At 44.8% G+C, this 25,002-nt stretch carries 18 protein-coding genes and 1 pseudogene; 5 read left to right on the forward strand and 14 right to left on the reverse strand.

The genetic code is table 11. From position 1 onward, the window contains the following. Together QT990_RS18935 and QT990_RS18940 are read right to left on the reverse strand one after the other, a co-directional pair. Positions 1-1,459: pseudogene (locus QT990_RS18935) on the reverse strand (IS5 family transposase); the annotation flags it as partial. 257 nt (positions 1,460-1,716) lie between these two features. Beyond that, positions 1,717-2,961 (reverse strand): ATP-binding protein, encoded by a 1,245-nt coding sequence (locus QT990_RS18940; RefSeq protein ID WP_333142920.1) that lies wholly within the window; start codon positions 2,959-2,961, stop codon positions 1,717-1,719. Positions 2,962-3,060: 99 nt separating this feature from the next. On the opposite strand from QT990_RS18940, the gene QT990_RS18945 reads away from it, so the two are divergent. After that, entirely contained in the window at positions 3,061-4,605 is a 1,545-nt protein-coding gene (locus QT990_RS18945) for a glycosyltransferase (protein ID WP_333142921.1), read from the forward strand. 73 nt (positions 4,606-4,678) lie between these two features. Here the strand turns inward: QT990_RS18945 and QT990_RS18950 are convergent, their stop codons facing one another. From QT990_RS18950 to QT990_RS18970, 5 genes are all read right to left on the reverse strand, one after another. Further along, the gene (locus QT990_RS18950; RefSeq protein WP_333300564.1) at positions 4,679-6,655 is read right to left on the reverse strand and encodes a TerD family protein; all 1,977 of its coding nucleotides are present in this window, start codon (positions 6,653-6,655) and stop codon (positions 4,679-4,681) included. A gap of 173 nt (positions 6,656-6,828) precedes the next feature. Further along, positions 6,829-7,032 (reverse strand): hypothetical protein, encoded by a 204-nt coding sequence (locus QT990_RS18955; RefSeq protein ID WP_333142923.1) that lies wholly within the window; start codon positions 7,030-7,032, stop codon positions 6,829-6,831. 33 nt (positions 7,033-7,065) lie between these two features. Then, complete coding sequence (locus QT990_RS18960) at positions 7,066-7,626, reverse strand: TerD family protein (RefSeq protein ID WP_333300566.1); 561 nt, start codon at positions 7,624-7,626, stop codon at positions 7,066-7,068. Positions 7,627-7,859: 233 nt separating this feature from the next. After that, positions 7,860-8,285 (reverse strand): DUF4359 domain-containing protein, encoded by a 426-nt coding sequence (locus QT990_RS18965; protein WP_333142925.1) that lies wholly within the window; start codon positions 8,283-8,285, stop codon positions 7,860-7,862. Positions 8,286-8,505: 220 nt separating this feature from the next. After that, on the reverse strand, positions 8,506-9,471 hold the full coding sequence (locus tag QT990_RS18970; RefSeq protein ID WP_333142926.1) for a M48 family metallopeptidase: 966 nt from the start codon (positions 9,469-9,471) through the stop codon (positions 8,506-8,508). A 226-nt stretch (positions 9,472-9,697) separates the two neighbouring features. Here QT990_RS18970 and QT990_RS18975 point away from each other — a divergent pair, with 226 nt between their 5' ends. The 3 genes from QT990_RS18975 to QT990_RS18985 are packed head-to-tail and all read left to right on the forward strand — an operon-like array spanning position 9,698 to position 10,994. Next, the gene (locus QT990_RS18975) at positions 9,698-10,249 is read left to right on the forward strand and encodes an acireductone dioxygenase (RefSeq protein WP_333142980.1); all 552 of its coding nucleotides are present in this window, start codon (positions 9,698-9,700) and stop codon (positions 10,247-10,249) included. A 2-nt stretch (positions 10,250-10,251) separates the two neighbouring features. Further along, the gene (locus tag QT990_RS18980; protein WP_333142927.1) at positions 10,252-10,668 is read left to right on the forward strand and encodes a XisH family protein; all 417 of its coding nucleotides are present in this window, start codon (positions 10,252-10,254) and stop codon (positions 10,666-10,668) included. Next, entirely contained in the window at positions 10,656-10,994 is a 339-nt protein-coding gene (locus QT990_RS18985) for a XisI protein (protein ID WP_333142928.1), read from the forward strand. Before QT990_RS18980 ends, QT990_RS18985 begins: the two co-directional genes overlap by 13 nt. A 7-nt stretch (positions 10,995-11,001) precedes the next feature. Here the strand turns inward: QT990_RS18985 and QT990_RS18990 are convergent, their stop codons facing one another. Next, positions 11,002-12,621, reverse strand: a complete 1,620-nt coding sequence (locus QT990_RS18990) for an NAD(P)/FAD-dependent oxidoreductase (protein WP_333307781.1) — start codon at positions 12,619-12,621, stop codon at positions 11,002-11,004. Between the two features lie 210 nt (positions 12,622-12,831). On the opposite strand from QT990_RS18990, the gene QT990_RS18995 reads away from it, so the two are divergent. Continuing rightward, positions 12,832-13,437, forward strand: coding sequence for a chorismate lyase (locus tag QT990_RS18995; protein ID WP_333142930.1), 606 nt, complete (start codon positions 12,832-12,834; stop codon positions 13,435-13,437). 231 nt (positions 13,438-13,668) lie between these two features. On the opposite strand, the gene QT990_RS19000 is transcribed toward QT990_RS18995, so the two are convergent. From QT990_RS19000 to QT990_RS19025, 6 genes are all read right to left on the reverse strand, one after another. Further along, positions 13,669-14,967 carry a cytochrome P450 gene (locus tag QT990_RS19000; RefSeq protein WP_333465628.1) on the reverse strand — a complete coding sequence of 433 codons (1,299 nt, stop codon included), beginning with the start codon at positions 14,965-14,967 and terminating at the stop codon, positions 13,669-13,671. 201 nt (positions 14,968-15,168) lie between these two features. Beyond that, positions 15,169-19,872, reverse strand: a complete 4,704-nt coding sequence (locus QT990_RS19005; protein WP_333412180.1) for a PAS domain S-box protein — start codon at positions 19,870-19,872, stop codon at positions 15,169-15,171. A gap of 634 nt (positions 19,873-20,506) precedes the next feature. Further along, positions 20,507-22,531 carry an ABC transporter ATP-binding protein gene (locus QT990_RS19010; protein WP_333465629.1) on the reverse strand — a complete coding sequence of 675 codons (2,025 nt, stop codon included), beginning with the start codon at positions 22,529-22,531 and terminating at the stop codon, positions 20,507-20,509. Positions 22,532-22,802: 271 nt separating this feature from the next. Then, a complete protein-coding gene (locus tag QT990_RS19015) occupies positions 22,803-23,315 on the reverse strand; it encodes a hypothetical protein (protein WP_333142934.1) in 513 nt (170 codons plus the stop codon). Positions 23,316-23,645: 330 nt separating this feature from the next. After that, positions 23,646-23,849: a hypothetical protein gene (locus QT990_RS19020; RefSeq protein WP_333142935.1), complete on the reverse strand. Its 204-nt coding sequence runs from the start codon at positions 23,847-23,849 to the stop codon at positions 23,646-23,648. A gap of 162 nt (positions 23,850-24,011) precedes the next feature. Then, on the reverse strand, positions 24,012-24,449 hold the full coding sequence (locus QT990_RS19025; RefSeq protein ID WP_333142936.1) for a DUF3574 domain-containing protein: 438 nt from the start codon (positions 24,447-24,449) through the stop codon (positions 24,012-24,014). Positions 24,450-25,002 lie beyond the last annotated feature (553 nt).

The following is a 25,002-nucleotide window of genomic DNA, read 5'->3' on the forward strand; positions in this document are numbered from 1 at the left end:
ACCCCAATGATAATTGTAGATTATCTTCAACCAAAAAACAGGCCTTCTTTTTCCAAATAGACATAAAAACACACAAAAAACCCGGCGCCACCAGGTAGCAAGGTTCATAACTAGAAAAGTAATTGCAATAACTGTACCAGATGTATTATCGAGTTTAGCCATCACTCGATTCAGACCGAATCTTCGTTTACCTTGCCCGAACTTGCCCTCAATCGCATTGCGAATTCTCTCATCTTCCAACGCTTGCTTTTTTTTTGATTTACTGACGTTTGCTGGCGGTCTTCCTAGAGGCGGCCCACTAATTCTAATTCCTCTTTCTTTGCACCAAGCTCGGTTCTAAGAGTGTACGGTAAATTCGATCGGCATGAACCGACTCTGGATAGTATCCCGTGAATCTATAATAAGCTTCTAAAGAGTGCTTTTAAGTCCCCTGATTCGTTAAAATTATCCCAGCTCATCCGGTCTAAAAACACATATCCTTCAAAACAACTGGCTGATAGTTTGGCTCCAAACTCTACGCTTTTCCCTGCTTTCCCTCGCGACGTTGGGACGGATGTGGGGTTGACTTAAACTTACTATTCTATCCTGAATACTCTGTTTATCGTTGTCAAACAACCACTGTTGGAAAGCGAGCGACTTCTGTGAGGACTAGCAAGGTTTTATATTGCTTTTTATTCAAACCTTCTAGGGTGGCACCTAAATCAATTAGCTGTTCAATATGACCTAGGTTTCTTTTGATATATTGGAGTTGTTTTTTAATTGCCTGTCTTCTTTTGTTGCGTGTGGGTCGTCTTTGTTTCGCTACTGCTAAGTAGTCTTTTCTAGCCTTATTACGGTAGGTTCTTGGTTTTTTAGGGGTTTTTTCTTTGATTTGTTTATACAGGATGTCTAGGATTTTTTCTGTATGAACTCTGGCTCTGTTTAATAGTCCTAAGTCTGTCGGATAACTAATGTCGGCTGGGGCGCAGGTTGCATCTATGATTAGTTTACCGCGATTGGGGGACTCATTTTTGCCGTCCGAATCCTTTTTTTTTTCGGGTGTGACTGCCGTGATTTCTCGCATTTTTTCAACCATCCGTTCGTTCACTTTATTAATTAGGTTCGGACTAATTCTTTGCCGAAAGTGTACTAATAGGGATGGATCAAATGCGACTTCATTGCTGTAGTTTGATTGACCGATAAAGTATTGTAGATAGGGGTTTTCACGGATTTGTTCTACCGTTTCGCGATCGCTAATTCCCAGCTTTTCTTTAATAATTAACGCCCCCAATGCCATCCGAAAGGATTTGGCTGGTGCGCCCTTTTCTGTGGGGAAGTTTTCAGCATATTCTGATTCAAATTCTGACCACGGGATTAGTTCGGCCATTTTCACCCAACGGTTGTCTGATGACAACCTTCCTCCAAAGGGTAGTTCAAACTCGGATGGGGGACTTGGAGCAAGCTCAGCTTTTCTGTACACAATCGCAGGTGGTGATGCACGACTTTTGATCTATTTTAGCCGTTTTTCTTGCACACTTCTCTCGATCGCCCGCTCGAATAATCCAGGTCCGTCAGCTTTTGGCGCTTATTCAGCAAGCCCTAATTACATTTGTGTCTACCGGGAAACTTCTAAAATAGTCGGGTTCTGTTTTCTCACCTTCGCACACGATTAAAAACCATCTTCTACTTTTATCTTTTCGATTGTAGTAATCAATCTTGCTTCTAGACGAACTTTTTTTACTCATGAAGTTCACCTATTAGTTCTTTAAAATTACCAATAAAAGGGATAGCGCCATACTTGCCGATAATGTAATCGCGCTCGAATGAGGCATCTTTTCCGACTTTATACTCTACCAAAGAGTACAAATCAGTAGCGCCCTTGTTATCTTTTTCGGTAAACCATATTTGATCTTTGCGAAAACTTTTACTACTGAGCAAGTTTGTGTCGTGTGTAGTGAATATAAGCTGTGCGTTGTGCGGATTAGTCTCGTTAGAATTGAATAAGCAGATTAATTCGCGAGTAATCAGCGGATGCAGTCTGGCATCAAGTTCATCAATTAATAAAATTTTTCCTGTTCTTAAAGTATCCAGGAGAATGCCTGCTAATGCAAATAGTTTGTTGGTTCCCTCGGATTCGTGCGTTTCGATATCAAATAATTCTATAGCAGCCTGTTTCCCATCAGCATCATATTTCCGGTGAACTGTTTTCACGCCTACTTCATATATACCGAACATAGCGGTTTTCTGGGAAATATACTTGTTGATTTGAATATCAGCAATCCCTAAGTCTAATTTCTTGATAAATTCAATAATATCATGTCTGTGGCGATCGTTCTCAAAAGACTCTAAAGTTGCCTCGCGGTATTGTGTATCTTGCAAGCCTGATATCAATTGCAAAGTTTTACTGAACCACAGCAATATTTTGCCAGAAATTTTACCATTAAATTGTGCGACTACAGAAAGAAATAAAGCATTAATTCGGGTTTTATCGCTAATGCCTTGTCCCTCTGGGAAATCATCTAATATATAATTATCAAAATCCCGTTCAAAAATCATTTTTTCTTCACTGTCATCGGCTTGAAATAGCCACTCAGAAACAACTTCCCGCGCGTTCACCTCAAAACCGTACCTAAAAGTTTTGTCTTCTAGTAGAAAAACGATTTCAAAGAAAGACGGCTCTTTTTCTGTCTCCGTACTTAGCCTGAATGCTTCAATATCGATCGCGTCTGAAACTTGCGTTTCTTTGGATGAGTTGAGGACAAACCATTTCATAAAGTAAATTGCAGCAACAATGTTGCTCTTACCACTGGCGTTAGCTCCATAAATAGCAGCACTTTTGAGTAAGCTTAACTTATCATTAATGGGGAATACATTATTTTCGTCCAGCTCTTTCTCTTCCTCAGTAATTGACGAAGCTACCATGCTGAGGGTGACAGTTTCTTTAAAAGATTTGTAGTTGCCGACGCTGAATCCAATCAGCATAACTTGCCTCCGATCGCCTAAATTAGTATAACGTGCAAATTTTGCAATTCTTTCTATAATAACACAACCAGCTACCTCAGCTAACACCAAGTGCTAACCATGCGAATTCTCCAAATTATCCCCTCAATTTCCCTCGTCTACGGCGGGCCGAGTCAAATGGTACTCGGACTGTCTGCGGCCCTCGCGGCAAAAAACATTGATGTGACGATTATCACCACAGATTCTAACGGAGATATCGGTCAACTTCCCTTAGATGTTCCTCTAAATCAACCAATACAACAAAACGGCTATCAGATTATTTATTTCCGCTGTTCTCCGTTTCGTAGATATAAGTTTTCTCTCTCGTTATTGCAGTGGTTGAATCAAAATGCGCGACAATTTGACCTCGCTCACATTCACGCTCTTTTCTCGCCAGTAACTACCCTCGCTGCTACAATTGCTAGATATCACAAGTTGCCATATATTATGCGTCCCTGCGGTATGCTTGACCCCGCCGACTTGCAGAAAAAAAAGCGCTTGAAACAGATTTATGCCACGCTTTTAGAACGCCCTAATTTAGCAGGGGCAGCAGCAATTCACTTCACAAGTAAAGAAGAGGCTAAAATCTCAGAAAGATTTGGTTTGGGTAGCACAGGCAAGATGCCTGTGCCACGGGATTTGGACTTCACAGGCAAGATGCCTGTGCCACGGGCTTTGGACTTCACAGGCAAGATGCCTGTGCCACGGGATTTGGACTTCACAGGCAAGATGCCTGTGCCACTGGATTTGGACTCCACAGGCAAGATGCCTGTGCCACGGGATTTGGACTGCACAGGCATCTTGCCTGTGCCACTGGATTTGGACTCCACAGGCAAGATGCCTGTGCCACGGGATTTGGACTCCACAGGCAAGATGCCTGTGCCACTGGATTTGGACTCCACAGGCAAGATGCCTGTGCCACGGGATTTGGACTTCACAGGCAAGATGCCTGTGCCACTGGATTTGGTGATTCCATTGGGGGTGACAGCAGGTTTGTTTCCTAAGAGATTGCGGGAATCTGAAGTGCCAATCATCTTATTTATGTCGCGAATTGAACCGAAAAAAGGGCTGGATTTGTTAATTCCAGCATTAGAAAGTATTTTGGCATCGGGCATGGAGTTTCACTTTATTTTAGCTGGTTCAAATCCCCAAGATGCTGATTATGAAACACAAATTAAAGTACAAATTCATAATTCACGCTTAGCAAAATACACAACAATAACTGGCTTTGTGAGCGGTGATTTAAAAGTTGAACTATTGACAAAAGCCGACTTATTTGTATTGCCTTCTTATTACGAAAACTTTGGCATTGCTGTAGCAGAAGCGATGGCAGCCGGTGTACCTGTCGCGATTTCCGATCGCATACATATTGCGGAAGACATACAGCAAGCAGAAGCTGGTTGGGTGGGGCCTTTGGAAGTAGGGGCGATCGCCAATTCAATCAAATCAGCACTTCTCAATCCACAGGAATGCCAACGCCGGGGATTGAACGGCCAAGAGTATGCCAAAAAGCATTATAACTGGGAGGCGATCGCCCAACAAACCATCGATGCTTACCAGCAGATTTTGTCATCTATAGCAGAAGGAAGAAGCAAGAAGGAAAAAGCAAGAAGGAAGAAGCAATAAAATCCATCATTTCAGCCATTAACAACGTCCTAACCGTCTTGGCGGTTCCTATATTGACTAATGCAACAGCCATTTACCTTTTACTTCTTCTCCTGCTGCGAGTTCTTGTGCTGCTGCTATCAGAATATGCAGGCAATATTTTTTCAACGCTGCTATTGCTTTTAACATCAGTAGACTCAGAGTTTGAGGTAGCAGTCGGGGATTTTCTTCTAATTATAATCGGAACATTAACAGAGCGACCGCAGGGTCTGCCGAAGGAGTCTATGTTCCTTCGATAATCGCATATTGCAGACTCTGCACTCGGTTCTTGACAATCATTAATAAAGCTTTGCGCTAATTTGTAATTATTTCCGTCTCCCTGCTTTAAGAAAAGTTCTCCCGCTTGTTGAAAATCTGATACGGCTGGCGATTTTGTTCCCAACATACAGCGAATAGCACCTCGTTCCAAATAAGCCAAAGCATAATTAGGATTAACGCGAATAGCTTGTTCGTAATCCCCGAGCGCCTGTTGCTTGTTTCCCAATTCATAGTATGCTTGAGCGCGACCGAAATAAGCTTCTGCCAAGTTAGGATTAAATTGCAGCGCTCGCTCGTAATTGTAAATTGCCTGCTGCTTGTTTCCCTGTTTTGACGTAGCAATCCCCAATCCGAGGTAAGCTTGAGGTATGTTGGGATTCAGCGTTAAAGCTTGAGTAAAATTTGCGATCGCCCCCGGAACATCTCCCTTTTGAACTTTCAAAGAACCTTGGTTGCTAAAATTTGCAGCTTTTTGAGAGATCGCAACTCTTTGACTGATCACAGCGTGATTGGCTCGGTAATTAGATAACTTATTTTGAGCTAGATTATAAACAGGTGTACGTGAATCTATCGCTTCTAAAAGTGCGATCGCCTGTTGCCATTTACTTTGCGACTGCTGCCAAACTTCGATCGGATGAGGCGGTTTTTGCACAACCACAGCAGCTTCCATCGCCAATTTTTGAGCCGTTGCTAGACTTTCTGCCGCCTGTAAGTTTTGCTGTACAGGAACCAAACTCGGGCGCAGTTTAAGCAAATCAGCTCTAGCTTGTTGATATCCAAAGCCGGGAAAGTTAGGAATTTTCTCTAAATTCGCGATCGTTTCTTTAAGTCGTTTATCGAAACTTCTGAGCAGATTTACATCGGTGGCTTTCCCTGCATTCTGCGTTTCCACTGCCAGTATTTTCGCTTGCTTCAGCGTTTCATTTCCCGATCGCATAAACGCGATCGTCCCTACACTTGTTCCCAACACCAAAACCCCTAAACCTGCTAATAAAGCTGCGGGTATTTTGCGACTTCGCGAATTATTATTAACTTGATTGTTAATTCGTGATGGCTGTACCCTTCGAGTCTGACGAGAGTGTTCCGCTTCCGGTTCTGAATCCACCTCCAAATCCCAAGCCGGCAACTGCAAATCATCTGCTGCTGTTCCCGCTGTCAACTCGCTACTCATGGGAGAAATATTATTGCTATTTCCGCTGTAATACTTGTCCACCAAACTCTGCAATCCTGCCTGATATCCTTCTCCTACCGCCTGAAATCTCCACTGTCCATTCTTTTTATACAAACGACCAAACTCTACAGCACTCTCTCGCGAAAAATTCTCTTTTAATTCATACCGAACCAGTTCGCTTCCCGTATCCAAATTGGTAATTTTGATAAAAGCATTTTTGATCTCGCTAAAATTGGCTTTAATTTTATCTGCTTCATGAATAGTGACCGCAAAAGTTATTTCCTCAATTTCAGGATTAATTTTCTCTAAAATAATGCCGTAAATAGTCTTCTTTTCTTGACCTCGGTTATTTTTGTCAGGAATCGATTGCAGCACCGAACCGTCACAGGATTGCAGATTATTGTAAAAGATAAAATATTTATCGTTAGGTATTTTGCCGTCAGCACCTAGCATAAAAGCAGAGACATCAATCTCGTAGCTTTGTCCTGCCTCTGTCACCTGCCAACCGAGGGCGATCGCCATTTTTTTTAAACCGGGCGCTTCTTTAGAGATATTAAATCTCTCACCCTTACTTAATTGCATTGCCATCTGCTTATTTGTTTAAGATAAAAATTTATACTACTCATCTTAAGGTTAAGTGGCATAAGAAGTTCTTTAATTAATGAAATTTAACAGAGTTTCTCTAATCGCAGGCTTGATTAAAAATATCTGGTGTCTGTATCTGAATTTATTGAGATTTACTTAGAGAGAATTACCTAAGTGAAAACCGGGCTTTCTTCCCAAGCGGTTTCTACAATTGAACTTAATTTGACATTGGTTTGGAGCATTTTCAAAACAAGGTAGCAAGTTAACAAAGTTACCAAATGCTCCAGACGAGACTGTTCCGCTTCCGGTTCTGGCTTCACCTCCAACTCCCCAGCCGGGAACTGCAAATCATCTGCTGCTGTGACCGCTGCCAACTCGTGATTAATTGGAGCAATATTATTACTACTTTAGCTGCAATACTTGTCAACAAAACTCTGCAATCCTGCCTGATATCCTGCTCCTACCGCCTGAAATCTCCACTCTCCATTCTTTCTATACAAACGACCAAATTCTACAGCAGTCTCTCGCGAAAAATTCTCTTTTAATTCATACCGAACCAGTTCGCTTCCCGTATCCAAATTGATAATTTTGATAAAAGCATTTTTGATATTGCTAAAATTTGCCTGGATTTTCTCTGCTTCGTGAATAGTGACAACAAAAGTTATTTCCTCAATTTCAGGATTAACTCTTTCTAAGATAACGCCGTAAATAGTCTTATTCTCTTGACTTCGGTTGTTTTTCTCAGGAATCGATTGCAGTACCGAACTGTCAAAGGATTGCAGATTATTGTAAAAGATAAAATATTTATCGTTAGGTATTTTGCCGTCAGCACCTAGCATAAAGGCAGAGACATCTATCTCGTAGCTTTGTCCTGCCTCTGTCACCTGCCAACCGAGGGCGATCGCCATTTTTTTTATACCGGGCGCTTCTTTAGAAATATTAAATCTCTCACCCTTACTTAATTGCATTGCCATCTGCTTATTTGTTAAACATCAAACTTTATAGCGTTAATGTTAATATTAAGTGGGACAATAAGTTTTCTTCTTTAAGAAAACTTAATATTTTGTCTCTAATAGTTGGCATAATTAAAAATATGTGCTATTGCTCTCCGAATTTATTGAGATTTACTGAGAGAGAATTACGTAAGCAAAAACCGGGCTTTCTAAAAAACCCGGTTTCGGCAATTGAACTTAATTTGACTCTAATTTTGAGCATTTTCAGAACTAGGTGGCAGCGTCACAAAATTACCAAAAGCTCCAACCGTTTGATAGCTTTTTTTGCCCAGTTCAGTTGTATAAATGCTGACAACGCCTAAATTCTGACGCTGCGTTGTATTGTCGAGCAAGCTTTCGATCGTGCCCCGCTGCGAAGTCAGCAAATTCTTGCAACTGCCGATCAAAGTATCTGTAATGCCGCCCAAAGCTTTCGGCACGCGAGAATCTTTGCACACAGTGTTTTCCAACTCGGTTTGGAGTACGCCGGAAGCATAAGTTAGGTATTGATCTCTCCCAGGATTTGTAAATGCCATGCCGGCAGCCAGAAGAGTCAGGGCGATCGCGACTTTTCCCACATTGCCGAAAAAATTAGAAGTTGGCTTCTTAGTATTCATTGCGTTATCAATAATCATTTTTTTTAGCCCCGTTGATTTATAAGCTTCTCTTGATTTAAACTACACCTCCCCAGATACAGATTTCCGAAAGGAGGGGACAGTTTTTAGATTGGAGGCGAGTTGCGAGTAAGTCTCTCACTGGTTTACCTTCCTTTTACGTTTCCCCCTCCCTCAAATCCGGTAAATTTTCAACAAAACATTTAGCTGGTTCCCAAGCAGAGCCTGGGGACGACGAAACTTAGTTTCGCTTTGATTTTTGCCGATCGATCTCCCGCTGCAACTCTTCAATCTGACGGCGCAAAGCCTCCGTCTCACTGTTAGGCGTTTGGGACTTCACATCAACCGCACCCTCAGCTACAGCCCGCTTGTAGTTCCCCAGCTTAATTTGGCGGTATTCTTCGGAACTTGCCCAGTCTCGCAAATACCGCAGGCGTTCCACGGGGAAAGGGTGACTCAGCATCACACCTTGACCGCCGTTGTAAAGTAAAAACTTATACACTTGGTTGAGATTGTCTCGATCGAGCTCTTGATAGTTGTCAGACTGGCGGATAAATTCTTGCAAACTGCATTGGTCAGCATATTTACTGCTAACTCCCGCAAGTTGCATCATCGTCTTCATCACACTGTTCAAGTCATCCGTCACCAACAAAGCCGCCCGATCCGCCGACAATTCTGCCTTGCGCCGCCACTCGTAAAAAGCGAAAATTAAACCGCTACCGACCATATTTCCCAGCCCGAAAGTCATCTCGCCAATTGTCGATGCCACGCTCATCGCCCACATCGCCATTTGATTTAAAGTTGGATGACCGCATTTAATGTGTCCCAACTCGTGAGCCAATACTACCCTAATTTCTGACTCTTCTAATAAGTCTAAAAGACCAGTGTTTAATACTACATAAGGTTGGTTTTTTCCCAGGGCATAGCTGTTAACTGAGGGATTCTGAGAAACAAACAAACCTGGTTCTGGAAAAACATCTAAAGCCTGCACGCACTCGCGAAATATATGATAAATGCTGGCATATTGGCGTGGGCCGACTTGAATGCTATTTCCCATTAGGTAAACGAATTGCGGTCGTTCGTAGATAAATTCTACAAATTTGCTGGCAATTAAGTCAAATCCAGGCACGCTTCGCAGCGCTTCCTCAGCTTGGCGATCGAGGGGATGCTGAAATGCTTCGCTAGAAATTCCCGTATAAGTAGGCATAGTTGTTGCAAAAGTTACATTTAAGATATCAGTAATGCCATCGCTGCGGGTGCTAGCTGGCGCCTGACTTATCAATCTTATCTTGACAAATATTCAACTGTTGTGGAACAGGGTGGAAAGCCTGTTCAAATTAGCGTTAAAATTGTGGTTCTGGTACAGGCGCGATCGACAAACATCTTTCACAGTGCCTGTGTATCGCCTCACCCCAAAATTGGAACGTGCAAAAATGGCTATCCTGCAACTCGAAAACGGTACAACCTACACTCAACAAAGCGACATTACCCGAGAACTCGCTTCCTTAAACATTCAACTCAACCGCTGGCCCGTGGGTGACAGCGCTGAAATTCAAAATTTGTTAGCTAAAGATGCTCTTGACGACAATCAAAAAGAGCAAGTGCTGCAAGGCCTCGACGGCTACTTTCAACAACTCAAGGAAACGGCAGGCTATCAATCGCGAGACTTAATTGTACTGCACCCAGACATTCCCAACCTCGACACCTTGCTGTCCAAATTCAACAAGTGCCACATCCACGCCGATGATGAAGTCCGCTATATCGTAGCAGGCGAGGGCATTTTCGGCTTCGTGCGGCCCGACGGTAGCCAAGTCGAACTCACTGTGCAGCCGGAAGAATTTATCAACGTGCCGGCGAATACAGAACACTGGTTTTATTTGACAGCAGCCCGGAAAATTAAAGCGGTGCGCTATTTTACCACGCAAGAAGGCTGGACGCCGGAGTATACCGATACGGAAATTCGATCGGGCTTAGCCATCGTTTAAATATGCCAGCTAAAGATAAGTTTCATGAACTCGTCAAGACTGCCCTCCAAAATCAGGATTGGACAATTACTCATGATCCTTATCATATCGATCTGGGATTTGTTGATTTTTATATCGATCTGGGTGCAGAACAGTTATTAGCAGCGACAAAGGATAATGAAAAAATTGCGGTTGAAATCAAAACGTTTTTGGCACCCTCGACGATTTCAGAATTTCATACCGCAGTGGGACAATTTATTAACTATCGGATTGCATTAGAAGATGACGATCCCGATAGAACTCTTTACTTGGCAATTCCATTAGATATTTACAAAAGATTTTTCAAATACTCATTTATTCAAAGGGTGATTGAACGCAATCAAATTCCGCTTTTAGTTTACGATACCGAAAAAGAGGAGATTTCTCAATGGATAAAGTAAGTTTGTATCGTCAATATATTCAGGAGTTGCTAACTGAGCGATCCCAGCGACGATCGCCTAGCGATCCAGTTTCCAGCGAGACGATTTTCGATCTGGTAAAGGATCGCTATCAACTTGTAAATGTGGGTTGGAAAAACGGTAGCACTCGGATTTATGGCTGTGTGATTCATGTAGATATTAAAGATGGGAAAATTTGGGTGCAGCATGACGGGACTGAAGAAGCGATCGCCGATCAGTTAGTAGCACGAGGTGTCCCATCCCAGGAAATTGTGCTAGCCTATCATGCACCTCATGTCCGACAATACACCGAATTTGCAGTTGGTTGATCCAGCCTCAAACTTTGTGATTTACAGATCGCAATATGCTCAAAGCAACCGCCTCCGCCACCTTAATCCCATCAATCCCCGCCGACAGGATTCCACCCGCATATCCTGCACCTTCCCCAGCAGGATAAAGGCCTTCTGTATTCAAACTCTGATAATCTTCCTTGCGTTTAATCCGAATTGGTGAAGAAGTGCGCGTTTCCACCCCAGTCAAAACCGCATCATCCATCGCAAATCCTTTAATCTGTTTGTCAAAAGCCGGAAGTGCTTCGCGGATAGCTGCGATCGCATAATCTGGCAAACTTTCGCTCAAATCAGTCATCACAACTCCCGGCGTATAAGACGGCTGCACACTGCCTAGCGCCGTGGAAGGGCGATTCGCCAAAAAATCACCCACAAGCTGCCCAGGGGCGTTGTAAGTGCCACCTCCTAACTCAAATGCCCGTTCTTCTAGGCGACGCTGAAACTCAATTCCTGCTAAGGGATGACCGGGATAATCCTCCGGCGTGATACCCACCACAATCCCGCTGTTAGCATTGCGTTCATTGCGAGAATATTGACTCATCCCATTAGTAACAAGTCGCCCCGGTTCTGACGCAGCCGCCACTACCAAACCACCGGGACACATACAGAAACTATACACAGAACGATTGTTTTGGCAATGGTGAACCAGTTTGTAATCGGCGGCACCCAAAAGCTTATGGCCCGCGCGATCGCCAAAACGACAGCGATCGATCGTAGTCTGCGGATGTTCCACCCGAAAACCAATGGAAAAAGGTTTAGCCTCGATGTAAACCCCGCGCGAAAACAACATTTCAAAAGTATCGCGGGCGCTGTGCCCCACCGCCAGAACTATATAATTACTAGCAATATATTCTCCACTGGCGAGGGTAAGTCCCTGCACTTTTCCATTTTCGATGTGGATATCTTCTACACGAGTTTGAAACCGAATTTCTCCGCCTAATGATTCAATTTGGGCGCGAATGCTTTGGACAATTCCCACCAGTTTGAACGTGCCAATATGCGGTTTGTTAATATATAAAATTTCCGGTGAAGCTCCCGCATTCACAAGTTCCGTCAGCACCTTGCGTCCATAATGCTGAGGATCTTTAACTTGGCTGTAGAGTTTGCCATCGGAAAAAGTACCCGCACCACCTTCGCCAAACTGGGCGTTAGATTCTGGGTTGAATTCTGCTTTTTTCTTCCAAAATCCAAACGTGTCAACCGTGCGATCGCGGACTGCTTTTCCGCGTTCTAAAAGGATAGGGCGAAACCCCATTTGTGCCAGCATCAGACCTGCAAACATACCGCACGGCCCTGTACCAATCACAATGGGGCGAATCGTCAAATTGCTGGGGGCTTTGGCTACCAAGCGATAACTCGTATCTGGCGTCACCATCACATGAGGATCTTTTTTGAAGCGTTGGAGAAGTTGCTTTTCCTGTGTCGTCTCTACATCCACAATATAGACAAGGAGGATTTCTGCTTTTTTACGAGCATCGTAGCTGCGCTTGAAGATGGAATAGCCGAGTAATTCTTCGGGGGGAATTTGCAGCTTTTTGAGAAGGGCACTGGCGATCGCATCTTGAGGATGATCTAAGGGGAGTTTTATTTCAGTTATTCTTAACATATAGTGGAAGGAAGAAGGAAGAAGGAAGAAGGAAGAAGGAAAGAGGAAGAAGGAAGGAAGAAAGAAGAATAAAAATCCCGAACAGAAGTATTATAACTATTTAACCGGAGATCCTACGGGCGATCGTCCTCGGTCGAGCAATTTTTGATTTTTGAGTGGATAATTGCAGAAGCGTTATAATAAATAAAAAATTAAGTTTTGTAAAGACCCTTGACTGCAACATTTACACCCAAAAACAGCCGCACCTGGCACGCTCTCAACCCCCTGTGGCAAGGAGCCGAAGACGCAGTACAGAAGGGTTTGCCCCACACCAAGCTCGCACCGGCGTGGCAAATACTGCTCCTGGGCGACGGTTCTCCCACCCGTCACCTGCAACTGCTGACAGGGGAACCCACAGAAGTAGATGTGATCGATATGTCTTTAGTGGGTGAAGACGCAGACGGCGCACCAGAGCAAATTGTCGCGGTTCCGGGGCCGCGCCTGCGGCGACAAGTGTGGCTGCGGACTGCTTCGGGACAGCGCTTGGCCTATGCTACTTCTTGGTGGGAAGCGAGCCACGTAGACGAATATTTACAAAATAAATCTTTGCCAATTTGGGCTAGTTTAGCGAGGCTGCGGACAGAATTGTATCGCGATGTGCAGGGCATTTATTGCGGTAATTCCGTGGCTTTGGAGTCAGCTTTTGAACAGTCGGGGCCTTTTTGGGGGCGACACTATTTGTTTTGGCATCATGGTAAGCCCTTGACGCTGATTTATGAGGTGTTTTCTCCTTATTTAACTAAGTATTTGGGGCCGATGCAATTGGATGTTGATTGAGACTGAGATATTGCACCATTATCAAGAACAGGCAAGATGCCTGTTCCACAAGAAAATTCACTCTTTGTGGAACAGGCATCTTGCCTGTTCATAAAAAGCTTATTGAGAATGGTGCAAGATTTCAGTCTCAACTGAGATATTGCACCATTCTCAATAAGGCTTTCAGGGCGGGCTAGAAGCAACGGCCCACAAGAAAATTTACCGATTGTGGAACAGGCATCTTGCCTGTTCTTAAGAATTGTTCCGCCGAAATTTCACTCGCAAACCGTCGCGGGGATGCGGAGTCGGTACTCGGATTAAATTCAAATCTTGATCCGGTAAAAGCTCCCATTCAAACTCCCGAACAATCTTTGCCGCAAACAACTTCATCTCTAACCGGGCAAATTCTTTGCCCAAACATTCTCGCAAACCGCCACCAAATGGCACGTAACTGAACGGTTTAGCCGATCGATCCGAGCTAAATCGATCGGGGTCGAATCGATCGGGTTCGGGATAAACGGCGCTATCCTGATGCGTCTGATTGATTTGATAAAGTACCATCCAACCCTTGGGAATTTCGTAGCCGCCGAACTCGCAAGCATTAATTACCTGCCGAAAGCCGCCTCCCACTGGCGGAACCAACCGCAGCACTTCTCGCATAACCTGCTCTAAATAAGTCATTTCTTTGAGCTGTTCCAATGTTAGCGGTTCCGTAGCGGGGAACTGCTGCTGTTCGGCGCGGACTTTTGCCATCACATCGGGATGTTGAGCTAGGAGAAGACAAAAAGAGGCGATCGCCGAAGTTAAAGTTTCGTGTCCCGCAAACAACAGCAACAGCACTTGATCTTTCAACTCCTCCAAACTCAAACTATTTCCCTCGTCATCGCGAGCCGAAATCAGCAAACTCAAAGCATCCTTGTCGCTAGGGGTTCCTTGCTGGCGATCTATAATAATCTTTTCAAGTTCTGCCAACAGCAGCTTTCGGCACTTTTTCGCCTTGCCAAACTGACTCCAAGGCACATCTAAAGGAATCGAAAATAAACCATTGCACCACGTTTCAAAATAATGTCCTAGCGCCGTTTCCGAACCATTATCAATCCCTACTAACAACTTACCCGCAACATCAAAAGTATAATTCCTCAGTTCGGGATACCAAGTCATGGTTTCCATTCTGGCCCATTTTTCAAAATAGCGCTGAGTGATATCTTCCATCTCGCCGATGTAGCCTGCCAGAGCTCGCGGCTGAAACGCTTGGTACAACAACTTGCGGCGATTTTGGTGGTTAGCACCCGTTTGCAACGCCAAGGAAAGTGGCCCTAAAAGCGCTTTCGTGCTGGCAGGCCAAGTCACAGCAAAATATTGGTTTTCATTGCTTAAAACAAACAAATTAGCCTCTTGGCCACACACAAACACGGTAGGCTGTCCGAAAATGCTGGTTTTGAAAAGGGGCCCGTACTGCTGGTGGCGTTTTTTGGCAAATTGGGAATCTTGCAAAAAGTTGATAGTATCGCCAATTAGGGGTAAACCAAAACTGCCGGGAGGTAATGCCATTTTAGATTTTAGATTTTAGATTTTAGATTTTTAATATCATATCAATTTTAGTTGGAGGGTGGGCAATACGCAGCAGACAAATTTCTGGTAAAATAACTTTTCTCTGTGTGTAGCCTGTAGGGTGCGTCAGTCTTAAGGTTACTACAAAAATTTGTGGTTTTTCCAATTGACGCAACTTAGTAAGTTTGCCGATAAACCCATTTAAGTTTCTGTCCTTTTAATCGGAATTTCGATTGTAAATTCAGTGCCTTTTCCCACCACCGAGAAACACTTAATTTCACCTTTATGTTTTTCGACAATAATTGAATGGGAAATCGCTAAACCCATCCCCGTTCCCGAACCGACCCGTTTTGTAGTATAGAACGGGTCAAATATCCGCTGCTTGACTTGAGCGGTCATACCTGCACCGTTATCAGAAATCCTAATCACAGCGAGACTACCTTTTACCTCTGTACGAATGCGGATAATTCCCGGATTTTCAAGCGATTCTTGTAAAACGTCAATAGCGTTAGCGATAATATTCATAAACACCTGATTCAACAGTCCAGCGTAGCACTCCACCAGTGGCAATTGTCCGTATTCTTTAACGAGTTGAATTGCGGGGCGATCTGGCTGAACTTTCAGACGGTGTTCTAAAATCATCAATGTGCTGTCGATGCCTTCGTGAATGTTAACCTTTTTCATGTCAGATTCATCAAGGCGAGAGAAATTCCGCAAACTCCGCACGATATCCCGGATGCGAGTAGCTCCCACCTGCATAGAAGACAGCATTTTGGGCAAGTCCTCTAGCACAAAATCCAGCTCTAAAACTTCTATTTCTTCCTGAATCGCTGGAGAAGGTTCCGGGTATTCATCTCGATACATTTGCAGCAGTTTCATCAGGCTCCTGGTGTATTCTTCTGTGTAGGTAAGATTGCCGAAGATAAAGCTGACCGGGTTATTGATTTCGTGGGCAATTCCTGCTACCATCTGACCGAGACTCGACATTTTTTCGGCCTGCACGAGCTGAGTTTGAGCAAGCTTAAGTTCGCACAGAGTTACTTCGAGTTTGGCTGCTTGTTCTTGCGCTATCCGGGCTGAATCAACGCTTTTAGTGTAGAGTTCCGCTTGACTGATGGCGATCGACAATTGATCGCAAATTGCCGATAGCAACTCCACTTCGTCTTTGGTCCACCTGTGCACCTCGCGGCAAGAAGTGCAGCCAACAACTCCAGTTAAACCCCCTGCACTCTTAACCGGAAAATCCAAGACAGACTTGTAACCCACCTGCAAAAAGAATTCCCTTTCTACTGGATCGCTGAAAGTTGCCACATCATCTATTTGATACATTTCCAAATTAGCTATCTTTTGCGCCAGCGTCCCCGTTACCTCAGCAGGGTAATAACCCAAAAGCGAGAGCAAGTCATCATTTTTAGCTTCATGGACGATATCCCAAGCGGGCGTCTCGGCATCGGGCGTATACCACATAAACAGGCAGCGATCGAGTTGCAGCAAGTCGCGAATTTGCCGCACAGTTGTTGCCAAGATAGTATCTAAATCTAGAGAAGCGCGGATTTGACTGCCTAGCTGGTTGAGCAATTTTTGCTGCATTGCTGCTGCTTTTGATTCGGCGGCGGCGAGGCGAGATTTTTCGTAAAGTTCGGCTTGATTAATGGCGATCGCCAATTGAGTTCCTACTGCCATTAACAGTTCCACTTCTTCGTCTCTCCACAGCCGCACCCCGCTGCAAGCACCGCAGAGGATCGCGCCAATTTGACCCGACTGTGTTTGAAGGGGAATGTCCAGCAGAGAATTGAGCCCTACAGACATTAAAAATTCCCGTTCGGCTGGATCGGTTAATGCCTCAACATCGTCGATCTGAATTATTTCTAAATTGCTAATCCGCTCAGCGATAGAAGCAGTTGGCTCGACAGGATATAAACCCAAACGCGAGGGCAAATCGGCATTCTTTGCCTCGTATCTCACATTCCAAACCGGCGGCGAAGCGTCGGGTAAATACCAGATAAACTGACAGCGATCGAGCAGGAGCAAGTCGCGAATTTGCTGCACAGTTGTCGCCAAAATAGTATCTAAATCCAGAGATTGGCGGATATTGCTAGCTAGCTGGTTCAGCAGCGCTTCCTGCTCAGCTAATTTGCGGAATCTCGCTTCCGACTTTTGCAACTGTCTTTGAGCTTCTTTTTGTTTTGTAACGTCCAAACCCAAACCGATTAAGCCGATCGCGTTACCACAATCATCTTTGACCTTAGTTTTAATTGTCTCCAAATAATGTTCTTTACCATCAGCAAGCTGTATCACTTCTTCAGTATAACATGGAATATTTTGGCTCCACGCTTGCACGTCAGATTTCATGCACTTAGCCGATGCTTCTAATCCCAAAACTTCGGAATAGTGAGACGCTGCTAAAAATCTTGATTCAGGTATAGCCACATCTTCGCAGAAAGTTTTGTTAATTAATAACATCCGCCCGCTAGCATTGGTCAGCCATACCCAGATCGGAGCGTTGTCAATAATTGCCCTCAAAGTTTGCTTTTGTGTGGCGAGAGCTTCTTCTGTTTGTTTGCGCTTAATCCCCAGGGCGATCGCATCGGCACTTGAGGCCAAAGCAATCAGCGTTGATTCGTTCAACTCCTGGCGAGCAAACATCGCGATTACTCCCAGCAACTGATTGTCAACAATTAGCGGATATCCAGCAAAAGCCACCATTCCTTCTCGGGCCGCCCATTTTTTGTCCTTAATGCGAGGATCTTCTTGCACAGAATTAGTGATGTGAGGTTGTCGCTCCAGGGCGATTAAACCAATCTTGAACTCGCCGACAGGAATGCGGCTGTGAGCGCCGTCAATGTGAGTATATATCCCCGCGCTTGCTTGCAGTTGCAATACATTTTCCTCTTCATTCAACGTCCAAATCCGAGCAAAGGCAACATCCAAATGGCGCACAACTGCATCGGCGCAATATTGCAAAGTTGCAAGCAAAGTCTGGTTTTGAGTTAGACCAATTCCCACATCTGCTGTGAATAAAGAAAGTTTTAATTGTTCTGCTAAAGCTTGTTCTGCTATTTTGCGCTCTGTAATGTCGGTAGCAGCACCGAGACGCTGCTTAATTTTTCCCACCTCTGTTCTGCTAAACACAATTTCCCGGCTGACTAGCCAGCGCCAACAGCCATTTTTGTCGCGCACCCGGTATTCGTACTCACCAACTTCGCCGTCGGGAGCAGTTTCCAATTGCTGCAAATATTCGGGAAATTTAGCTAAATCATCAGGGTGGATAATGGTCGGCAACAGACTGCTGCCCATTTTTTGAACTTCTTCGACGGTATAGCCCAGCGCGACAGTGATTTCGCGGTTGTTGTACACATTTCGCTGCTCGATCTCGTCGTATAGATAGAGAATATTCGGAGTAGCATTGGCAATTTGTTCGATAAAACGCTGGCTTTCTTGCAGCGCTGCTTCTGCTTTTTTGCGATCGCTAATATCGCGAGCAACTCCCACTACACCCGTGATGTTTCCAGCTCGATCGCGCAAAGGACTTTTGGTAGAAAGAACTCTCAGGATGTTGCCCTCGCTATCTTTTACTACTTCCTCGCTCGTTTCCTCAATACCAGATTGCAATATCCGGCGGTCATTTTCCACCAGCATATCTGCAATCTCCGGCGGAAATAATTCTGCATCTTTTTTGCCAATAATTTCTGATTTTGGCAAGCCAATAATGCCCGCAGCCGTAGAATTGAGCAATAGGTACCGACTCTGAGTATCTTTGACAAAAATGCTGTCGCCTGTACTTTCGATTACGTTTTCAAACAGGATGTTGCTCTCTAGTACCGCTGCTTCTATTTCTTTGCGATCGCTGATGTCGCGAGATACGCCAACTACGCCGATAATATTTCCTTCGGCGTCTTTCCAAGGGCATTTTGTTGTTAGTAGCGTCCGATCTTTGCCATTTTTGGGTACAATTTCTTCATAATTTAAATATTCTCCCGCTGTCACGATCCTGCGGTCTGCTTCGATAATTTGCTGGGCTATTTCTGGGGGAAATAAATTTGTATCGTCGCTGCCGATCATTGCCTCCACCGATGTTGAGAGCCAGTCAGCAGCAACGGAGTTAGCGATCGTGTAGCGACCTTGAATGTCCTTGACAAAAATGACATCCGGCGTACTTTCAATCACCGATCGCAAAATAGAATTGCTTTGCTGGAGGGACTGTTGGGCGAGTTTGGGATCGGTAATTTCGCGGCCGATACCATACATCAATTCTTCCTCGCAGAAAGGGCTAACTGTCCAGGCTACCCACTTGTAAGACCCGTTTCGACACTGCCAGCGATTTTCAAACCCAACGGTATTATTCCCGGCAGCAATACTTTCAGCTTGTTTTATAGTAGCTTCGCGATCGTCTGGATGCACGAATTCAATGAAGAGTTGGCCAATCATTTCGGCTTCGGAATAGCCGAGGATTTTTTCTGCTGCTGGGTTGATGCGTTTTACATAACCATCAAAACCAATGACGCACAGCATATCTAGCGAGAGGCTAAAAAAGCGATCGCCCCCGTTGGGTTCGCTGGATGGACGATCGTTTTGGGCTGCGACAGCAGAAGCTTTTGAGCGCCCCGATACCCCCAAAAAGACAATATTGGCTATTCCCAAAAATCCCAGGGCGAGTGGGCTATCGTAGAAATTATCAGCGCTGCCAGCTACGAGCCACCCGTTTAAGACAAGCAGTACAATTATCAAAATTGAGAATACACTGCCAGGGGCGATCGTCGCTAGGCTAATTTTTTTTTCATACTCCTTGCTGCCTTCTGCCTTTTCTATTCTGGTGACTGCTGCCGTAATTTTTGTCCACAACACGTGCAGTAAGTTCGAGAATTTAGTGCTTTTTGATTCTTCGATACGAACAGAAGATTTCATTTTTTTACTTTTGATCCCGTTTTACGTGTGGTGAGCCAAAATTACAATAAAGCTGTTTAAATATTGTTAAACTTTCCTAGCTTGCGAAATCTAGCGTTTTAAAATTTGCGTAAATCTACGCAAACCGACCATATAATTAAGTGTATTTACGGAATTAGCGAGCAATCTCTTTTTAGCTGGGGTGGGCATTTTCTAATTTTTCCGACTCATAGAGAGAGTTTATCTATAATACTACGCTACATATTGCTGTTAGTCATTGGACATTTGGCCTAATCTAGCTAATCCTGGACGCAGAACCTAATTATGTAGGGTTCTGCTGAAGCAGCTTACCGCGTTAGAGTAGCGTGTTATACCACTTTTATCGTCCAGGAATGACCGGGTTTGATGTAGGAAAATACTGCGTGGAGCGCGCTGGCTGTGGGTTGAACAACCCGGAATATTAGTCAAGTTCAAGCAGGTTGAATTTGACAATAAATTATGAAGTTAAAATAAAGATAAACTGCGGATTTCTGAAGATAAAATGACAAAAATATTGGTAGCATTTTTTCGTTGCACTCCTATTTTCGCGCGTAAGGGCTAATTAGTAATTGGTAACGGCCAATTGGTAATTGATACGAGTTTAAAACACTAGATATCAATTTTGTTGTGATTCATCAGCAGGCGATGGGGGCCAAGGCGCCACAGCACCCAAAGCAGATTTGCGGCCTAATTGCTGTTGCCGAATTCGCTCCAAATTCCCCGCAGGAATAGAAGCTATGAGTTGCCGCGTGTAAGCTTGCTGGGGTTGGCGGTAAATGCGCTCAGCAGTGCCAATTTCCTCGATTTTACCTTTGTTCATGACGATCGCGCGATCGCTCATAAACTTGACCACGCTCAAATCGTGAGAAATAAAAATATAAGTCAGTCCAAACTCTGTTTGCAACTCCTTCAGCAAATTTAAAACTTGCGCCTGCACCGACACATCTAATGCCGAAACCGACTCATCGCAAATAATAAACTTAGGATTCAAAGCCAAAGCTCTAGCAATACAAATTCGCTGCCGCTGTCCGCCCGAAAACTCGTGAGGGTAGCGCCGCATAAAATCGGGATTTAAACCCACTCTCTCCAACAAATAAGCCGCGCGATCGCGCTGTTCTTTGTGGTTCTTACCAAAGCGGTGAATTACCATCGGTTCCATCACCGCATCCCCAACATTTAGGCGCGGATCGAGAGAACTAAAAGGGTCTTGAAAAATAATTTGCAGATCCCGCCGCAGCCACCGCAATTTGCGATCGTACTCTTTTTTCATCCGATAATTAGCCATCCACTGCGATGCCGAGCTACTTCTCGCAGGAGGCGTAATTTCTTGACCTTCAAAAAACACTTTACCACTGGCCACCGGAATTAATTGCAGCAAAGCCCTAGCCAAAGTTGATTTGCCGCAGCCAGACTCGCCCACCAAACCCAAAGTCTCGCCCGGGTAAACCTCAAAAGAAATATCGTTTACCGCCATAAACAAGCGTTTAGTTTCGCCAAACATTCCCTGCACGGGAAAACCGACGCGCAAGTTATTAACAGCTAGCAAAGGGCCCGAAATATGCGGCAACCGAGGCGGTTTTCCTGTTGCAAAAGCGGAATTTCCCCCGCTGTTGTCGCCGTCTAAATCGGCATTTTTTTCGACAATTACTAATTCGCCGCTAGCATTTGTGGTGACATCCATAAAATCGGAAACTGTCGGCAAGCGGCGCCTTTGCCGATCGAGAGTTGGGCGGCAAGCTAACAGACCTTTTGTGTAAGGATGTTGGGGATTGCTGAAAATTTGTTCGATCGCACCGCACTCAACAATCTTGCCTCGGTACATCACCGCCACCGTATCGCCAATTTCAGCAATGACGCCCAAATCGTGGGTAATAAAAATCATTGCCATGCCTCTAGAGTCGCGCAACTCCCGCAGCAAAGCTAAGATTGTTGCCTGCACGGTTACGTCCAAAGCCGTGGTAGGTTCATCAGCAATTAATAAAGTTGGATTGCAAGAAATGGCCATTGCAATCATCACGCGCTGGATTTGACCGCCTGAGAGTTCGTGGGGATAGCGATCGAGCATAGCTTGTTTTTGGCCGTTGACGAGCTGCATCAAATCGCGATCGTCCTCCCGAACCGCTTCTTGCCGCAAAGCCAAACACCGCTGCCTGAGCTCATCGTCGCCCGGTAGCAGCTTCACCTCTTGCAGCAGAGAAGCAGCTTGGCGCCGCGCTTCTGTCTGCGACACCTGTTGGTGCAAACAAATGGCTTCTGTGAGTTGAAATCCGATCGTATAAACGGGATTTAGCGAACTCATCGGCTCTTGAAAAATCGTCGCAATCTGGCTGCCCCGGTATGTTTGTTTTTCCCTGTCCGGCATTTCCAGCAGATTCACAGGCCCATTGCTAGCGCCGTCTTTTGTCGGAGAAAACCAAATTTCGCCATCGATTTTGGTTGACGAACTCGACAGCAAACCCATAACAGCCAGGGATGTTACCGATTTTCCCGATCCCGACTCTCCCACGATGCCCAGAGTTTGCCCTCGCTTGACCTCAAAGGAAATGCCGTCAACCGCTTTGACGGTTGCAGACGCATCGCCTGCGTCTGTAGATTGAAATTGAACCCGCAGGTTGCGAACTTCTAGGACGGTTTCACTCATGGAGGTCTATGGCAGTTAAATGGAGATTAAGTGGATTGTAGCAGGGCCTGTGGAAGGCAGAAGGCCCGGGGAAAGTTTTAAGATTGCTTCGATCCTCGCGAAGCGTGGCAATCTGAAAACTCAGGGCTAGTTATAGCGGCTCTCAATCAGGTGAGGTACTCGCCGGCTTTCTTACCAATTCCCCAATCGAAAATCGAAAATCGAAAATCCCAATCAGTACCTGACTCAATAATTGACAATTGCGATAAGTGCCTTCTGCCTGCAATTTTCCTCAAAAACCGATGATTTGAGTGTCAGCAGGCAGTGCAGTGGCCTCGGAGACCTTTTTAAACACGGTTGCCTGCTCGTTTAAGGAATTAGGTCTGGCCTGTCCGGGATTAGTGCCTTGCAACTGAAGCCGCATTTGACCTTCGGGAGTCAATTCAAAAACAGTCTGAACGGTTTCTGTGCTGCTGAGGCCGACATCAATGTGCATCGGTTTTTCACCGAGATTAACTTTGTACCTCATTTCTTTGGCGCGGGCGGCTCCGTCGGGGCCTTTCGCCATGAGAAACAATTTGCCTTCTGGGGCAAAGACGAAGGTGAAAGACTGACCGGAGGCGACTGTGCCTTGCCATTGGCCTAGGAGTTGCTGGTCGATGCTGCTAGCGGCCGGGGCTGCTGTTTCTTGGGCAATTATTGGTGCTGCTGCGGATGCGGGGCCGTGTGAAGCGGTGAAGCTGGCGAGGATGCCGAAGCAAAGGCCACCTGCGATCGCTTTACCAATCATTTTTGAATTAGACATGAGACCGATCTAAAAATTGGTTATTTGTTTTGTACACTGTAGCGGTAAAACCGTACTTTATTTAGTTTAAATCCCTTTTAAGGATAGATATAGGTTGCGGTTCCAACCTGCAACGCAGTTGTCATCCCCCGACTAAAGCTTTTCCTGAGCTTGTTGAAGCGTCACGGGGCTTTCAGTTTTTTTTATTGTAAAATCCAATACAAATTCGGCTTAAGCTGCACAGTTCGCTGTTCTGAGTAGATTGTTCTTCACTCAAAACAGCTAATTGACTATTGCGTTCGATCGCACTCCCAGATAGTTTGGCAAATCGATCGCATTAATAGTCTTTCATTAATTTTTTTCAGTATCGGGTTCGACTTGTTCTGTCGGAGATTCCGGCGCGGCTTCCTGTGGATTTCGCGATCGTTTCATTCGCTCCAATGCCTCTGCGTAAGACCAAGCCATGCTCACAATAAAAGCTTTCGCCATGCCGGACAAATTTTGTGCATCCTCGCTTTCAGGCGCTTCAGCTTTTTGGTTGCCGTCGTTCATCATGTTTTTGTTTTCTCCCGGGCAGGTTTTTCTAGCGATTTTTTGCAGTGTGCGATCGATACCCAAAAATTATGATTTTGCTTGCACCCGCACCCTACTTATCTTTGAGGGTATGACCTTGATTACCACAAATAATATCATAAATACGCTGATTCGATGACCGGATCAGAAAGAAACCTTAACTTCGCTGGTTGCCCGCAGCACTGACTCTTGCTGGAAAGTGCGCTTGTAAATTTCGATAATTTCATGAATAGCTTGATTCTTGGCCGGACTACTTTCATAAATTAAAATAACTATTTTAGAGTTTTCTCTAATCAGAATTCCAGAACTGTTGAGAAACTGCCCGGAGCCCTCTAATACGGTTAGCCCTTCCCGAAAGCGAGGGGTAATAACCGCCTTGACAAACTCCTGCCATTCGGATTCAGAAATGGTCTCGCCTCCAGGTTTTGTTAAGCCAAAATACAGTTCATCTTTGAGGAGATTTGTTTGCTTGGCATTAGTATCCGAAGTTTCGGGAATTTGAGCGTGGGCAATTGTGGCCGGACAAACAGGCAGGATGAACAGCAGGCCGGTCAAGCAAAGACTGTTAAGATGTTTATTCATCAGGAATTACGCGGAACTTCTATATTGTGGGCCGTTGTTTCTAGCGTGCCCTTGAAATGCTGATAGAGAATAAGCTGTTGGGCATCTAAATTGTATTTTTTGGGCGGGCGAGACGCCCACCCCACAAGACTTTTCTTAAATTTGACTCTACAATTTAAATGCACTTCAGCTTACTGCAATATCTCAGTTTTAACCACCGAGTCTGATCAACGGGTTTTTAACGCAAATTTGATTTAATTTAACATAAAAGACTTCCAACTCAAAAACCCAGTTTCACCTGAGAAACTGGGTTTTTGAGCGTCTGTTCTAGTTTATTTATGATCGCCTACTTGATTGCGTCTGTCGTATTAAGCTGCTACGCATCTAAATTGAATACAGAGACGGGCAGGATGCCCGTCCCACAATAATTGTAGAAAAATTGACTGTCAAATTAGATGCACAGCAGCTTAACTAGCTCAACCTATTTTAAACGTCAAACTTTTCAGGTGTTCAGAAACCCGGAAGGGCGAGAACTCTTGGCTGCGCCCTTAAAGCAATCAGGTTTCTCAGTGTT

The organism is Microcoleus sp. T3_B1 (assembly GCF_036700445.1).
Classification (GTDB): domain Bacteria; phylum Cyanobacteriota; class Cyanobacteriia; order Cyanobacteriales; family Microcoleaceae; genus Microcoleus.